The 15,052-nt window shown below is 73.4% G+C and carries 12 protein-coding genes; 7 read left to right on the top strand and 5 right to left on the bottom strand.

Features of this window, described 5'->3' with window-relative positions; translation table 11 throughout:
• Positions 1 to 11: 11 nt before the first annotated feature.
• Positions 12 to 467 carry a (2Fe-2S)-binding protein gene (locus tag AB0F18_RS26910; protein WP_362064977.1) on the bottom strand — a complete coding sequence of 152 codons (456 nt, stop codon included), beginning with the start codon at positions 465 to 467 and terminating at the stop codon, positions 12 to 14.
• Between the two features lie 18 nt (positions 468 to 485).
• The gene (locus AB0F18_RS26905) at positions 486 to 2,732 is read right to left on the bottom strand and encodes a molybdopterin cofactor-binding domain-containing protein (protein ID WP_362064975.1); all 2,247 of its coding nucleotides are present in this window, start codon (positions 2,730 to 2,732) and stop codon (positions 486 to 488) included.
• Positions 2,733 to 3,034: 302 nt separating this feature from the next.
• On the opposite strand from AB0F18_RS26905, the gene AB0F18_RS26900 reads away from it, so the two are divergent.
• Complete coding sequence (locus AB0F18_RS26900) at positions 3,035 to 3,283, top strand: SCO4226 family nickel-binding protein (RefSeq protein WP_344168306.1); 249 nt, start codon at positions 3,035 to 3,037, stop codon at positions 3,281 to 3,283.
• A gap of 208 nt (positions 3,284 to 3,491) precedes the next feature.
• On the top strand, positions 3,492 to 4,916 hold the full coding sequence (locus AB0F18_RS26895) for a SpoIIE family protein phosphatase (RefSeq protein WP_362064973.1): 1,425 nt from the start codon (positions 3,492 to 3,494) through the stop codon (positions 4,914 to 4,916).
• A 158-nt stretch (positions 4,917 to 5,074) separates the two neighbouring features.
• On the opposite strand, the gene AB0F18_RS26890 is transcribed toward AB0F18_RS26895, so the two are convergent.
• The gene (locus AB0F18_RS26890; RefSeq protein ID WP_362064971.1) at positions 5,075 to 6,571 is read right to left on the bottom strand and encodes a hypothetical protein; all 1,497 of its coding nucleotides are present in this window, start codon (positions 6,569 to 6,571) and stop codon (positions 5,075 to 5,077) included.
• Positions 6,572 to 6,803: 232 nt separating this feature from the next.
• Between AB0F18_RS26890 and AB0F18_RS26885 the strand changes: the two genes are divergently transcribed.
• Positions 6,804 to 7,931, top strand: coding sequence for an aminoglycoside phosphotransferase family protein (locus AB0F18_RS26885; RefSeq protein WP_362064969.1), 1,128 nt, complete (start codon positions 6,804 to 6,806; stop codon positions 7,929 to 7,931).
• 319 nt (positions 7,932 to 8,250) lie between these two features.
• Positions 8,251 to 9,945: a 3-oxosteroid 1-dehydrogenase gene (gene kstD / locus AB0F18_RS26880; RefSeq protein WP_362065011.1), complete on the top strand. Its 1,695-nt coding sequence runs from the start codon at positions 8,251 to 8,253 to the stop codon at positions 9,943 to 9,945.
• A gap of 16 nt (positions 9,946 to 9,961) precedes the next feature.
• On the opposite strand, the gene AB0F18_RS26875 is transcribed toward kstD, so the two are convergent.
• On the bottom strand, positions 9,962 to 10,462 hold the full coding sequence (locus AB0F18_RS26875; RefSeq protein ID WP_362064967.1) for a hypothetical protein: 501 nt from the start codon (positions 10,460 to 10,462) through the stop codon (positions 9,962 to 9,964).
• Positions 10,463 to 10,913: 451 nt separating this feature from the next.
• Between AB0F18_RS26875 and AB0F18_RS26870 the strand changes: the two genes are divergently transcribed.
• The 3 genes from AB0F18_RS26870 to AB0F18_RS26860 are packed head-to-tail and all read left to right on the top strand — an operon-like array spanning position 10,914 to position 14,079.
• Positions 10,914 to 11,444 (top strand): toxin-antitoxin system, toxin component, encoded by a 531-nt coding sequence (locus tag AB0F18_RS26870; protein ID WP_362065009.1) that lies wholly within the window; start codon positions 10,914 to 10,916, stop codon positions 11,442 to 11,444.
• A gap of 2 nt (positions 11,445 to 11,446) precedes the next feature.
• Positions 11,447 to 12,667: an MAB_1171c family putative transporter gene (locus AB0F18_RS26865; protein WP_362065007.1), complete on the top strand. Its 1,221-nt coding sequence runs from the start codon at positions 11,447 to 11,449 to the stop codon at positions 12,665 to 12,667.
• Positions 12,664 to 14,079: an FAD-dependent oxidoreductase gene (locus AB0F18_RS26860; protein WP_362064965.1), complete on the top strand. Its 1,416-nt coding sequence runs from the start codon at positions 12,664 to 12,666 to the stop codon at positions 14,077 to 14,079. The genes AB0F18_RS26865 and AB0F18_RS26860 overlap by 4 nt, the downstream gene beginning before the upstream one ends.
• A gap of 33 nt (positions 14,080 to 14,112) precedes the next feature.
• Here AB0F18_RS26860 and AB0F18_RS26855 read toward each other — a convergent pair.
• The coding region (locus tag AB0F18_RS26855; RefSeq protein WP_362064963.1) for a maleylpyruvate isomerase family mycothiol-dependent enzyme at positions 14,113 to 15,052 on the bottom strand (940 nt) is incomplete at its 5' end.

Below are 15,052 nucleotides of genomic sequence, written 5' to 3'. Positions count from 1 at the left end.
AGTCGCGGTCTTCACATCCGGGCGGCCGCGCTGCGGATGGCCTCCCGGATGCGGAAGTAGGTACCGCAGCGGCAGATGTTGGCGATGGCGTCGATGTCCTCGTCGGTGGGTTCGCTGGTCCGCTTCAGCAGCGCCACGGCCGCCATGATCTGTCCGGGCTGGCAGAAGCCGCACTGGGCGACGTCCTGTTCGAGCCAGGCCTCCTGGACGGGGTGCAGCCGGTCGCCGTCCGCGAGCCCCTCGATGGTGGTGACCCGCTTGCCCGCGCAGGCGGAGACCGGCACCACGCAGGGCCGGACGTCCACCCCGTCGAGGTGGCTGGTGCAGGCCTTGCAGACGTCCACCCCGCAGCCGTACTTGGGGCCGGTGACCCCGAGCATGTCGCGGAGCACCCACAGCAGGGGCAGGTTGTCGGGCGCGTCGACGGTGACGCTCCGCCCGTTGACGGTGAAGGTGTGCGAGGGCACGGCGGGGTACTCCAGGGGTCAGCGCGGGTAGGGGGTGAAGTCGACGTCGAAGTCGAGGGGGAAGCTGCGCGGCTTGGAACCGGTGGCCCGGGCCCAGGCGTTGGCGATGGCCCCGACGGCGGCGGGCACACCGAGCTCGCCCGCGCCGCCCGGCTCGGTACCGGTCGCCGGGAGCACGAAGACCCGTACGTCCTGCGGGGTGTCGCGCTGCCTGGCCCAGTGGAACTGGCTGTAACTGCCCTCCAGCGGAAGCCCCTTGTCCAGGTGGAGCCCGGCGCGCAGGGTGGTGGAGATCGCGTCGGTGAGACCGCCGATCATCTGGGCCTCCAGGCCGCGCGGGTTGACGGGCAGGCCCACGTCGACGGCGATGACCGCCCGGGTGACGCGGACGTGCTCCGGGTCGCGGGTGTCGATCTCCACCAGGCAGGCGGTGCGCGACTTGTACTCCTCGTGGAAGGCGATGCCCTGCGCGCAGCCGGCCGGCAGGGGCCGTCCCCACTGTCCCTCGGTGGCGGCCTTGTCCAGGACGGCGCGCTGGGCGTCGGTCTTGAGGAAGGTGCGCCGGAAGGCGTAGGGGTCCTTGCCGGTCGCGGCGGCGAGTTCGTCGACCATGACCTCCTCGGCGCCGCGGGTGTTGGCCGAGTAGACGGAGCGCCAGGACCCGGTGGGGATCCCGGTCGGGACCTCGGTCAGCGCCTGGGTGGTGAGCCCGAAGTGGTACGGGGACTTCACCGTGGTGAGGAACAGGGTCTGGGCGAGGGTGGCGTTGCCGATGCCGGAGGGCAGGCTCGCGGCGGTGGCGGTGATGATCTCGCCGAGTCCGTGCCGGAAGTCGGTCTCGGCGGCGGCGACCCGGTGCTCGAAGCTGAGCACCTCGCCGAGCAGGTGGGTGGCCCGGATCCGGTGGTGGGTGGCGGGGCGCATCCGGCCGTGCCGGGTGTCGTCCACGCGGGTCCACATGAGCTTGACCGGGCGGCGGCAGGCCTTGGAGACCCGGGCGGCCTCCAGGGCCGCGTCGAAGAACAGGCGCCGGCCGAAGGAGCCGCCCGCCTGGACCACGTGCACCGTGACCTTGTCCAGCGGCAGTCCCAGGTCGGCGGCGATGGTCTGGCGGGCGACGATGGGGGACTTGAGGCCGGACCAGATCTCGGCCCGGTCGTCGCGGACGTCGGCGACGGCCGAGTTGGTCTCCATCGGGGCGTGGCTGACGAAGGCGAAGTCGAACTCGGCGTCCACGTACGGGGTGAGCAGCGGCGGCACCAGCAGCGGCGGGGTGGCGGCGCGCAGCTTGCTGCGGATCTGTGCGTCCGAGAGCTGGTCGGCGGGGCCGGGCCCCCACTCCACCTGGAGGGCGGCCTTGGCGTCCATGGCCTGCCCGAACGTTTCGGCGACCACGGCGACCCCGGTGGGGATCGTGACCACGTGCAGCACCCCCGGCATGGCCAGCACGGCCGCCCGGTTGCCGACGGAGCGCACGGTGCCGCCGAGGCTGGGCGGGCGGCGCAGCACGCAGGGCTTGGCGCCCGGCACGTCGAGGTCGAGGGTGTAGCGCTGGGCGCCGGTGACCATGGCGCGGGCGTCGACGCGGCTGGTCGGGGTGCCGACGAGGGAGTGCCGGCCGGCCGGCTTGGGGGTGGCGCCGGGGACGAGGAGGCCGGGCGCGGCGGCGGCCGCGGCGAGGGCGCCGTAGCCGGCGGTGCGGCCGTCGGGGGCGCGTACGGAGCCGGCCGCGGTGGTCAGCGAGCCGGCGGAGAGGTTCCAGCGGGCGGCGGCGGCCGCGACGAGGCGGGCCCGGGCGGTGGCGGCGCACTGGCGGACCGGGCCGTACAGGGAGCGGATGGAGTTGGAGGAGCCGGTGAGCTGGTTGAACAGCAACTCGGGGCGGGCGTCGTCCAGTTCCACCCGGACGCTCGCCAGCGGCGCGTCGAGCTCCTCCGCGACCAGCATGGCCACGGCGGTGGTGAGGCCCTGGCCGACCTCCTCGCGGGGCAGCCGGAAGCGGATGGTGCCGTCCTCCTCCACGACGAGCACCAGCAGGGCGGAGGTCGGGGCGCCGGCCAGGATGAACAGGTCGCCGAGGTCGATCAGGTCGGCGACCTCGGGCAGGCTCGGCACCACGGCGTGCGCGGGCTGCGGGGCCAGGGCGTCGGCCCCGGCGCGGGTGACGAGGGCCAGGGTGGGGGCCGCGACGAGGTGGGTCAGGAAGGACCGGCGGCTGCGCCCGCCCGCGCTCCGCCCCCTGGGCGTGCTGCTCTGTTCGGCCATCTGGTCCCGTCCCACCCTCCCCCGGCCCGCCCGGAAGGCGGACCGCCCCGGCTCATTACCGACACGTAGGGTAGCGATCACCGGGTGAGGTGGGAAGCGGAAGTGACGGACGGGGTCCTTCGTTCGAGTGGTGCCCCCGACGGGCCCCCGTCCCGGCTTCCGGGCGGCCTCGGCGGGCCCCGGGCCTCGTACATCTCGCCCGTACGATCGAGCCACCCCTCCCGGAAGGCCGATTTCCGGCCATGGGCGGACGATGGAACCAGACTCGTACATGTTGGCGAAGCGTGAGGAGGTGTACGGCGATGGCCCAGTTCATGGATGTCCACCACGGCATGAAGGGCATTACCGCGGACCAGTTGATGGAGGCCCACAAGGCGGACCTGGCAATCCAGTCGGACGAGAAGGTCACGTTCCAGCGCGCCTGGGCCGACCCCGCGTCCGGCGAGGTCTACTGCCTGTCCGAGGCGCCCTCGGCGGCGGCGGTCCAGAAGATCCACGAGCGGGCGGGGCACCCGGCCGACGAGATCCACCCGGTGCCGCTCAGCGTCTGACGGCCCCAAAGCACCCCGATACTGACCGGAAATGTTCGTACGGACCGGAGACAACCGGGAGGCCTTCGGCATATGCCGTGAGCAAGAACGTTACGGATGTTGCCAAACGCCTTACGGGCCGTCTCCGGCTGTGCCACAGTCGTAACCGGTCCTTCTTTCAGACCTGGCCGTGCCGCGCCTGTATCGCCGCGCCTGTATCGGAGTGCTCATGCCGTCCCACCTGTACGCGGACCGTTCCGCGCAGCCGCCCGAGCCGGGATCCGTGGACGCGCTGATCTCGCAGACCCGCCGGCTGCGCGGCGACGTGGACGCGGTGCGCCGAGACACCGTCGTGGACGACGACGACGCCCAGGGCCGCTGGCAGCGCGCGCTGTGCGACCTCGCCGTGCACCACCTCGACGACCTGGGCCAGCACCTGGGCCAGCTCAAGGAGGGGCTGCCGCCCGCCCCCGCACACATCGAGCTCCCCGCCACGGCGCCGGAGACCGCCTCCGAGGACCGCCAGACCCGCGTCGGCAGCGCCGAGTGGAACCTGCTGACGGACGAGGTCACCTGGTCCGAGGAGCTCTTCCAGATCTTCGGCCGCTCCCCCGAGGCGGGACCGCTCCCCCTCGACGAGCTGGGCTCCACCCTGTTCTCCGAGGACCAGCCGCTGCTGACCGCGATGGTCACCGACTGCCTGGTGGACGGCAAGCCGATAGACGGCGAGTTCCGCATCGTCCGGGCCGACGGCCGCGTCCGGACGCTGCACATGAGGGGCGAGCCGGTACTCGACGCGGACGGCTGCACGGCCTCGATGTGGGCCGTGCTGCGGGACGTCAGCGAACTGCGCCGGAGCCAGCGGGCGGAGCGCGAGTCGCGGGACTCGCTCCAGCGCCAGCGGGAGATCGCGCAGACCGAGCACCGGCTGGCGGTCGAGCTGCAGGAAGCCGTGCTCCCCCCGTGGCGCGGCTCCCTGCGGTTCCCGCACGACAACGCCGGCACGATGGACGTGGCCGCGCACTACCTGCCCTCCGCGACCAGTTCGCTGATCGGCGGCGACTGGTACGACGCGCTCGAACTCGCCGACGGCCGCTCGCTGCTGACGGTCGGCGACCTGACCGGGCACGGGGTGAGCGCCACCTCCGGGATGGCCATGCTGCTCGGCGCGCTGCGCGGGATGGCCATGGCCGGGATCGAGCCGGGCCCGCTGATGGGCTGGCTCAACCAGCTGCTGGAGACCTCGGCCCAGCCGGCCCTCGGCTCGGCCGTCTGCTGCCGTTACGATCCCGAGCGCCGGCTGCTGTCCTGGGCCCAGGCCGGGCATCCCGCGCCGCTGCTCTTCCGCCGCGGCCAGGGGCGGGCGCTCCGGCCGCCGGACGGGGTGCTGCTGGGAGCCACCTCGGGGGCCGTGTACGGGCAGGCCGAGGAGCTCCTCGAACTGGGCGACGTACTCGTCCTCTACACCGACGGACTGACCCCGCGCAGCATCGAGTTCAGCCGGGCGGACGGCACGGAGCGGCTGCTGGCCCTCGCGCCGCGGTTCTCGGCGGCGCGGTCGGCGCGCGACTGCGTGCGGATGGTGACGGAGGAGTTCGGCGAGAGCGAGCGCGAGGACGACGCCTGCGTCCTGGTGGCCCGCATCGGCGGCTAGCAGCCGGTCACCACAACGGTTCGATCCGAGGGGCCGCGCCCGAGGCGCGGCCCCGTTCGTCGTCTGCTCCCGTTCGTCGTCTGCTTCCCGTCCACGGCCTGAGACACCGGGCCCCTAGGCCGTGTCTTTTGGATCCGGCCTGATCCGAAAGACACGGCCTAGACCTCCGTACCGCGCGCGACGCGGGGGGCGGGGATGTCGGGGAGGGCCGCCTCGATCTCCTCGCGCAGGTCCTCGATGCGCCCGTACCCGGCGTACTGGCCGGTGAGCCGGTACATCTCGCGGAGCCGGTCCCAAGTCCGGTGCGAGGAGGTCTCGTTCATCGAGACCAGGGCCAGGCGGGCGTAGCGGTCGGCCTGTTCGGGTTCGTCGGCGATAAAGCAGGCCGAGGCCATGGAGATGTAGTCGAAGATCTTCGAGCGCTGGTGACCGTCGCCGCGCAGCCGCAGTGCCTCCCGCGCGTGCCGTGCGGCGACCGGCGCCGCCGAGGCCTCGTGGTCGGCGAGGGTGCGGTAGGCCAGGGCCTGCATCCCGTGCAGGTCGGCCTCGTCGAAGTGCTGCATCCACGACGGCGGCGGTACGTCGCCCTTGTCGGACACGAACAGGTCCTCGGCCTCGCCGAGGGTGCGGCGCATGGCCTGGCCCTTGCCCATGGCGGCCTGGGCCCAGGCCTCGATGGTGTGCAGCATGGCGCGGGTGCGCGGCAGGGTCTGGTCGCCGGAGCCGGCCTGGGCCAGCTTCATCAGGTCCAGGGCCTCGTTGGGCTTGCCGAGGTGGACCATCTGGCGGGCGGCCCGCGACAGCGCCTCGCCGGCGCGCGGGCGGTCGCCGCCCTCGCGGGCCGCGTGCGCGGCGATGACGAAGTACTTCTGCGCGGTGGGTTCGAGGCCGACGTCGTGCGACATCCAGCCCGCCAGCACCGCCAGGTTGGCCGCCACCCCCCACAGTCTGCGCTGGAGGTGGTCGGGGTGGTGGTAGGCGAGCATGCCGCCGACCTCGTTCAGCTGGCCCACGACGGCCTTGCGCTGGAGCCCGCCGCCCCTGGAGGCGTCCCAGGCACGGAAGACTTCGACCGAGCGCTCCAGGGCCTCGATCTCCTGGGATCCGATGGGGGCGGCCTCGTAGCGGTCGTAGCCCGCGGGGTCGGCCTGGTAGGGGTCGCCGAAGGTCTGCGCGTTCTTGGTGCCGGTCGGCTCCGTGTGCAGCCAGTCGTACATGGCGTTGCTGAGGGCTGAGCCGGCGGTGAGCGCGGCTCCCGCGCCCATCAGGCCGCGACGGTTGAGCATGAGGTCCATTCCCGTGAATTCGGTGAGGACCGCGGCTGTGCGTTCGGGCGCCCAGGGCACTCCGTCGGGGTTCTCCTTCACCCCGTCCGGCTGCCGTCTGGTGGTGCGCCGCTGCCGTACGAACCCGAGGTCCTCGATGGTCACGACACGACCGAGCCGCTCGGTGAACAGTGCTGCCAGTACCGTGGGCACCGGTTCGCGCGGGGTCTCCCCCATGTCGATCCAGCGCCGCACCCGCGAGGTGTCGGTGGCCAGCTGGTGGTGGCCCATCGCGGCCGCCTGCCGGTTGACCATCCTCGCGAGTTCGCCCTTCGACCAGCCGGCCAGGCCGAACAGGTCGTTCAGACGGGTGTTTGGACCTTTGCTCACGTCAAGCCCCCAGGTTCTCGGCTGAGTTGACAGTAGCCCCCTGTCAGTTCCCCGTGGACTATTCGCCAGGGTTCGCCAGGGCACGCCCCGTGGTTCGCCACCTGCCGCCGGGTGTCAGGTAGGAATGCGCCTCCCCGACCCGGTTCACCGGCGGAACTCCCCAGGGTGAAGTACGGGATCCGGCGGGGAGGGGTACGCAACTCGTCGGCGCACGAAGGGAACCGTAAACGCCATGTACGCAGCAACGTCCTCCGTGTCCGCCCCGGTCCGCCCGCACCGCACCCTCCAGGCGGGGGGCGGCGGCATCGCCCTCGAACCCGGCCGCCTGCCGGTCGCGCCGCAGGGCGCCGTACGGGCCCGGCGCATGCCGGCGGCCGGATCGCAGCCGCTCAGCGGAAGAATCGACCTGTCCGGGCCGCACGGGGCGCAGCTGCGCACCGCGCTCGCGTCGGTGCAGCGGATCTGTCCGGAGTTCGCTCCGGTCCAGGTGCTGCGGCGCAGCGGGCGGTCGGTCCTCCTGGTGGGGACGACGGGACGGATGACCGCGGTCGCGAAGGTTTTACTGGACCACTCGCCCGAGTGGCGCGAGCGGTACCGGCACGAAATAGCGACGTACCGGACCTTCGTCCGGCACCGCCCGCCGGTCCGTGTGCCCCGGCTGATCGCCGCCGACCCGGAGAACTGCGTCCTGGTCGTCGAGCGGATGGCCGGCCGGGTCGCCGCCCTCCAGCGGCATCCGGTGGAGGCGCCTCCGAGGACCGACGTACGGGCGGCGCTGGGCGCGGTGTGCCGGGTCAACCAGTGGCGTCCGCCGGCCGATCTGTTCGGTCACCCGGTGGACTACGCGCGGCGGATCTCGCGGGACCACGGTCTGGGACTGCTGACCGACCGGGACTACGGCGACCTGCAGAAGCTGCTGCACGGGCTGCGGCTGTCGGGGATCCCGTGGCAGTTCAACCACGGCGACGCGCTGCTGTCGAACCTGCTGTTGTCCCCGGCCGGGCCGGTGATGCTGGACTGGGAGCACGCGGGCTGGTACCTGCCGGGCTACGACCTGGCCACGCTGTGGGCGGTGCTGGGTGACGCCCCCGCGGCGCGCAGCCAGATCAGCAGGCTGGCGCAGTCGGCGGGGCCGGCGTCCCGGGACGCCTTCCTGGTGAACCTGATGCTGGTGCTGACCCGGGAGATCCGGATGTGCGAGACGGCCGTGCAGCGTTCGATACTGGCGGCCCCCTCGGCCCAGCCGCTGCCCGCGGGGGCCGTGTCCTCGGGGGAGGAGCAGCGCCTGCTGCTGCGCCGCCTCCACGATGACGCGGGCATGGCCCGCAGAGCGGTCCGGGCGGCGGTCGGCACGCGCTGAGTCCCCCTCCCGCCTCCCTTCATCCCTTCGCATCCCTTCGTACCGAAGTCCCGTGGTCCCCACACCCGGTGTGGGGACCACGGGACTTCGGCTGTCCGGAGGCGGATCGTCCCGGCGCGCGTGCCTTGACATCACATGATCCCCCCAACACCTTTTCTGACTTAGCATCAGGAAGCCCGGACCCCCCTTCCCACTCCCCTGGAGCCCGCCCATGACCGAGGCCGTGCCCACATCCGCAAGCTCCGCCCCCGCGCGTCCCGCCCTCCCCTCCCGCCGGACGGTCCTCGCGGGGGCGGGGGCCGGGGTGCTCTCCGCCGCCGTGCTGCCCGCGGCCGCGGCCCGGGCCGACGGGGCGGCCCCGCTCGGCGAGTACGACGTCGTGGTGGTCGGGTCGGGGGCCGCTGGGATGACGGCCGCCCTCACCGCCGCCGGACGGGGGCTGAGCGTGCTGGTGGTGGAGAAGGCCCCGACCTTCGGCGGTTCGGCGGCGCGCTCCGGGGCCGGGATCTGGCTGCCGAACAACTCGGTGATCCTGGGCGCGGGGGTGCCGGACACCCCGGAGAAGGCGGAGGCGTACCTGGCGGCGGTGGTGGGGCCGGAGGTGCCGGCCGACCGGCAGCGGGCGTTCCTGGCGAACGGCCCCCGGATGCTGGACTTCGTCATGGCGAACAGCCCGCTGAGGTTCCGGTTCATGGACGGCTACAGCGACTACTACCCGAACCTGCCGGGCGGCCTGCCGAACGGCCGCTCCATCGAGCCGGATCAGATCGACGGGAACGTCCTGGGCGCCGAACTGGCGCACCTGAACCCGGCGTACATGGCGGTGCCGGCCGGGATGGTGGTGTTCAGCCAGGACTACAAGTGGCTCAACCTCGCGGCGGTCACCGCGAAGGGGCTCGCGGTGTCGACGGAGTGCCTGGCGCGCGGCACGAAGGCGGCCCTGCTCGGGCAGAAGCCGCTGACGATGGGCCAGGCGCTGGCCGCCGGGCTGCGGGCCGGGCTGATACGGGCGGGGGTGCCGGTGTGGCTGAACAGCCCGCTGGTCGACCTGGTCCAGGAGGGCGGGGCGGTCACCGGGGTGGTGGTCGAGAAGGAGGGCGTACGGGGTGTCGTACGGGCCCGGCGGGGCGTGGTGGTCGGCTCGGGCGGCTTCGAGCACAACGCGGCGATGCGGGAGCGGTACCAGCAGCAGCCGATCGGCACCGAGTGGTCGGTGGGCGCGAAGGAGAACACCGGGGACGGGATCCTGGCGGGGCAACGGGCCGGCGCGGCGCTGGCGTTGATGGAGGACGCCTGGTGGGGGCCGTCGATCCCGCTGCCCGGGGAGCCGTACTTCTGCCTGGCGGAACGGACCCTGCCGGGCGGCCTGATCGTCAACCGCGCGGGCACCCGGTTCGTGAACGAGGCGGCTCCGTACAGCGACGTGGTGCACGTGATGTACGAGAAGGACCGGGCCGCGACGGGGTCGCACATCCCGGCGTGGCTGATCGTGGACCAGAACTACCGCAACCGGTACCTGTTCAAGGACATCCTGCCGACGCTGCCGTTCCCGGACGCGTGGTACGAGGCGGGGGCCGCGAAGAAGGCGTGGACCTGGGACGCGCTGGCCGGGCAGATCGGGGTGCCGGCGGCCGCGCTGCGGGCGACGCTCAACCGGTTCAACGCCCAGGCGTGGAGCGGCACCGACCCCGACTTCCACCGGGGCGACACGGCGTACGACCATTACTACACGGACCCGAACGTGCTGCCGAACTCGTGCCTGGCGCCGGTCTGGGCCCCGCCCTTCTACGCCTTCCGGATCGTGCCGGGCGACCTGGGGACCAAGGGTGGGATCGTCACGGACGCGCGGGCCCGCGCGCTGCGGGCGGACGGATCGGTGATCCGGGGCCTGTGGGCGGCGGGCAACGCGAGCGCGGCGGTGATGGGCCACAGCTACGCGGGGGCCGGGTCGACGATCGGGCCCGCGATGACGTTCGGCTACGTGGCGGCGAACGACATCGCGGACACCGCCTGACGGGCCTCGGCGGAGCCTAGCCCTGCTGGAAGAGCTCGGCGGGGAGCGGCTTCAGCAGCGCGTAGAGGTCGTCGGTGATCGGCCGGTCCCAGCTGGCGATCGTCACGAGGACGTTGTCGCTGCGGTCGAACTGGACGCAGGAGATCCGGCTCTCGGAGAGCTTGACCTTGCGGACGATGAGGAGGTTGTCGCCCTGCATGACGGGGCAGTCCTCGGTGCCGGTGACCTCGACCTCCTCGTCGTTCTCCAGGGCGTCGAGGAGCTGGGCCACCTCGAAGGGCACCTGGCCCTCGGTGAGGTCCCGGGCCGGGGAGCCCTCCGGGAGGTTGCCGATGATCATCGCGGGACCGCGTCCGCCGAAGAGGTCGTAGCGGAGGAAGACGCCCTGGCAGCTGCCGTCGGGGGCGGGCAGCAGCCCGGCCCCGAGGTTGCCCGGCCAGTCCCCCGGGTCCATGGCCAGGACGTCGAAGTCCGGGCCGGCGGGTGTGGCGGCGCGGTGGCGGCGGAGGAAGGACATGCGGCCCATGGTACGTGGCCGCGCGGGTTTTCCGGCGCCGGGGTGCTTCCCGCCGCCGGGGCGGGGCGGACGGGGCGGAAGGATCCCGGACCTGCGGGTATGGAGCGTCCCCGTGCCGTACTCCTTACAGGCCGGGCGGGCCGGTCCGGGCGCCCGGCCACGGGCCCCGGACGTGCTTCCTTTCCCGCCACGCGCCACCCGAGTGGCTGTATCTTGCTATCCGTCCCCGCCGCCGGTCCGCGCTCGTTTTCGATTCGACAACGATGGGCCCGGGAGCGGGGATCTCGACGGCCCGGCGGCCTACGGTCGACCCGGGTCACACAGGCGGATCTGCCCCTCGGACGAATGGGAGCACAGGCGGATGACCAAGTCTGTTGGCGGTCCACCGCTTCCCCTCGCCACGACGCTCGACCGAATACGCCGAGGTGGCCCGGTGAACCTGTCCCGTTCGATGCGCAAGCTGTGCACCGCCCTGACCTCCTCGCTCGACATCGAGGTGCCGGCCGATCCGCAGACCCTCTTCCGCGCCCTGTGCGACGCCATGAGCCGCACGCGCGGCGGCCGCCCCATCGTGCTGCGGTTCGAGCGCTTCCCCGCCGAGCTGACCACCTCGGGCCTCTGGCTGAACATGGAGGAGTACGACATCGTCGTCGTGGAGAAGTACACGACCCCGGACCACCAACTGGTCATCCTCGGGCACGAACTGTGGCACATGAAGGCCGGCCACTGCGGCGAGCACGGCCACGGGGCGGCGGACGCGGCCCGGTCCCTGCCGGACGCCTCCTCCCTCACGTACGCGAGCGTCGCCGCGCGCTCCCACTACGAGGACGTCCAGGAGATCCAGGCCGAGACCTTCGGGCTGATGCTCGGTGACCGGTGCCGGCCGTGGCTGACCGGCGGCGACGGCCCGGCGGCCGTACGCAGGAACGACGTCGCGGGCCGCATCGGCAACGCGCTGGGCTACCGCGGACCGATCGGTTGACGGTGACCTCGGACAAGTACTACATCCCCTTCCTGATCCCGGCCCTGATCCTGACCCTGGCCTTCGCCATCCGGCTGCCGGTCATCATGAGGTTCTGGCGGATCGACCCCAACGTGCGCTCGGTCGGCGGCCTGCTCCTGCTGGGCTCGGCCGTCTTCTACTTCGGCCGCCCCAGCATGCTCGCCCGGATGAACCGCACCACGGGCGTCCCCAACTTCGCGGCGCCGCTGCTCTACTCACTGCTCACGATGTTCTGCGCCTCCTGCCTGATCATGATCATCCACTGGCGCGGGGGCGATCCCCGGCGGGTGCGCCGCACCAACTGGACGATCGGGACCGTCTACGCGGCCGTGGTCACCGGCCTGTGGACCACGTTCTCGTTCGCCGACGTACCCGTCGAACGCCTGCGGGACCTGGACACGTACTACGCCAACACCCCCTGGATGCGCGAGCACATCCTGCTCTACCTGGGGGCCCACTCCGCCGCCTGCCTGATCACCGCGGTCGTGACCTGGGCCTGGCTGCGCGAGGTGTCGGGGTGGCTGCGCGCGGGCCTGGTGCTCCTGGTCGTCGGGTTCATCCTGAACCTCTGCTTCGACACCGTGAAGCTCACCGCGGTGGTGGCCCGCTGGACCGGCCACGACCTCGACTGGCTCAGCACCTACGTGGCCCCGCCCATCGCCGCGGTGTGCGCCCTCTTCATCGCCGTCGGCTTCATCCTGCCGCACGCCGGGGAGGCCCTGCAGGGGCTGTGGACGGACTACCGCCAGTACCGCTCCCTCGCCCCGTTCGTCCGTGAGCTGGCCGGACTGGACACCGGCTCGCTGCGGCTGCCCCGGCGGTCCCCGATGAGCCGGCGCCTGGTCCAGCGCAGGACGCAGATCAGCGACGGCCTGCTGCGGCTCCAGCCGTACATGGACCCCGAGGTCCGCAGCCGGGCGCTGGCGCAGGCCCTGGCCCGCGACGAGGCTCCGGCCCAGGCCGCGGCGACCGCCGACGCGGTGGCCGTGGTCGCCGCCGTGCGCAGCCTGCGCCTGGGCGTCGAGCCGGACCCCGGGACGGACGCGGGCCCGGACGCCGCGGCGGACCGCGGGCCCGCCCCGGGCTCGGACCGGGCCCCGGACCTCGTCGCCGTGTCCCGGGCCCTGCGCCGGTCCCCCGTCGTCACCTCCTTCCGCGCCCGGTCGGGCCCGCCGGACCCTGCAGAGAGCGTGAGTCCATGAGCAGTTCACCGTCTTCCTCCGGCCCCCGGACCTCGGTCGTCATCGGGGGCAGCCTGGCGGGCATGCTCGCGGCCGCCGCGCTCGCCGAGTCCGGCGAGGTCCTGGTCGTCGAACGCGACGCGCTGCCCGACGGGCCGCGGCCGCGCAAGGGCCTCCCGCAGGCCCACCACGCCCATCTGCTGTGGTCGGGCGGGGCGGCGGCGATCGACGCCCTGCTCCCCGGCACGATCGGACGGCTCATGGCCGACGGGGCGCACCGGGTGGCGCTGCCGACGAACATGGTCGGCCTCTCCCCCGAGGGCTGGTTCCGCCGCTGGGCGCAGGCCTCGCACTACGTGGTGCTGGCCAGCCGCGACCTCCTCGACTGGCACGTCCGGCGGGCCGTCGGGGCACTGGAGCGGGTGACCTTCCTCGACCGTACGGAGGTGCTGGGCCTGGAGGGTGACGCCCGCCGGGTCACCGGGGTCCGGGTGCGCGGGGAGGACGGCGGTGAGCGCGTCCTCGGGGCCGGGCTCGTCGTCGACGCCTCCGGCCGCTCCTCCCGTACGCCGGTGTGGCTGCGCGAGTTCGGGCTGCCGGAGACGGCCGTGCGGACGGTCGACCCCGGGCTGGTCTACGCCAGCCGGATCTTCCGGGCGCCGAAGGACCTCGGGTCCGCCTTCCCCGTCATCGTCAACGTCCAGGCCGGCGACCCCCGCGAGCCCGGCCCGGGCCGTTCGGCGACGCTGGTGCCGATCGAGGGCGACCGCTGGCTCGTGACCCTGTCCGGGACCCGGGGCGGTGAGCCCAGCCGGGACCCGGGGGGCTTCGAGGGCTTCGCCCGCGCGCTGCGGCACCCGGTGGTGAGCGAGCTGATCGCCCAGACGGAGCCGCTGACCGACGTCGCCCTCACGCGGACGACCGTCAACCGCAGGCACCACTACGAGAAGGCGGCGATGCCGGAACGGTTCCTCGTCCTCGGGGACGCCGTGGCCGCCTACAACCCGGTGTACGGGCACGGGATGTCGGTGGCGGCGCAGAGCGCCCTCGCGCTGCGGGCGACGGTCGCCCGGTACGGCTGGTCCGACGGCCGGCTCGCCGCCCGCGCCCAGAAGGCCGTCGCCGACCCGGTGGGGGCGGCGTGGGCGCTGTCCACGGGGAACGACGTCTTCTACCCGGGCGCCACGGACGGCGGCCCGACGCTGGCCGAGCGGATCGGCGCGGCGTACATACGGCGGCTGCTGCGCACGAGCACCGGCAACGGGCGGGTGGCCCGCGCCGTGACGGACGTGATGACCCTGGAGCGGCCCGCCGCACGGCTGTTCACGCCGCCGGTGCTGCTCGCGGCGGTACTGGGCCCGCGCCGGGCCCAGCTGACCGGGCCGCCGCTCGCCGCGACGGAGCTGGCGGCCGTCGCGGCGCTGCGGGCGTAGCGCGGCGCTGCGGGCGTAGGCCGTGTCCTCGGCTCAGGCCGGGGGGACGAGGGTGAACCAGTGGCCGAGGAGGGCGGTGTCGCCGGTGGTCTCCAGGGCAGTGGCGGGGAGGCGTCCCCAGAGGAAGAGGGTGAGGTCGGAGGCGGTGCCCGCGGCCTCGACGCCCACCGGGCCGGTGCCGTCCGGTTCCAGCCGGACCTCGTCGCCGGTGAAGCCCACCGTCCAGGTCTCGGGGCCGTCGGTGCGGTGGAAGCGGTAGCGCTCCCCCGTGCCGGGCGGGGCGGGGTTCCATCCTCGCCGGGCGGGGACCATGACCTCGAAGGTCTGGGCGACCGCGTCGGTGGCGAAGGCCGGGTCGAAGGGGGCCGGGTCGCCGGTGACGGACTCCGCGTCCCAGCGGTGGACGGCCTGTTCGATGGTCTGGACCCGGGTCCAGAAGCCGCTGGTGTGCTCCGCCGACCAGCTCCACACCGGTACGTCCGGTCCGAGGTCGGCGAGCGCCCGCGCCAGTTCCCGGGCGGCCTCGGCCGACCAGTCGAGGAGCTCCTCGGGGACGGGTCCGCGGTGCGGGGTGGCGTCGTGCCGCGGCCAGGCGGCCCGTACGGCCGGGTCCTCGGGGAGGGCGTAGAGCGCGGGGTCCGTGGGGTCGGGGGGCTCGGTGTGGCGTTGCCGCAGGACGTGGGTGAGGTAGCGCTGGACGCTGCCGAGGTGGCCGGCGAGGTCGGCGACGGACCAGCCGGGGCAGGAGGGCACCGGGGGGCCTTCCCGGCCGCCGTCGGCCGCCCGCCGCAGGGCCCGGTCGAAGGCCTCCGCCTCGCTCCGGAAGACGCCGAGCCTGGTGGGGTGGTCCATGCGGTCCGTGCGGTCCGTGCGGTCCATGCGGTCCATGCGGTCCATGCGGTCCATGCGGTCCATGCGGTCCATGCGGTCCATGCGGTCCATGCGGTCCATGCGGTCCATGCGGTCCATGCGG

This window comes from Streptomyces sp. NPDC029216 (genome assembly GCF_040648015.1).
Lineage (GTDB): Bacteria > Actinomycetota > Actinomycetes > Streptomycetales > Streptomycetaceae > Streptomyces.
This window is presented reverse-complemented; position numbering and strand designations above follow the sequence as displayed.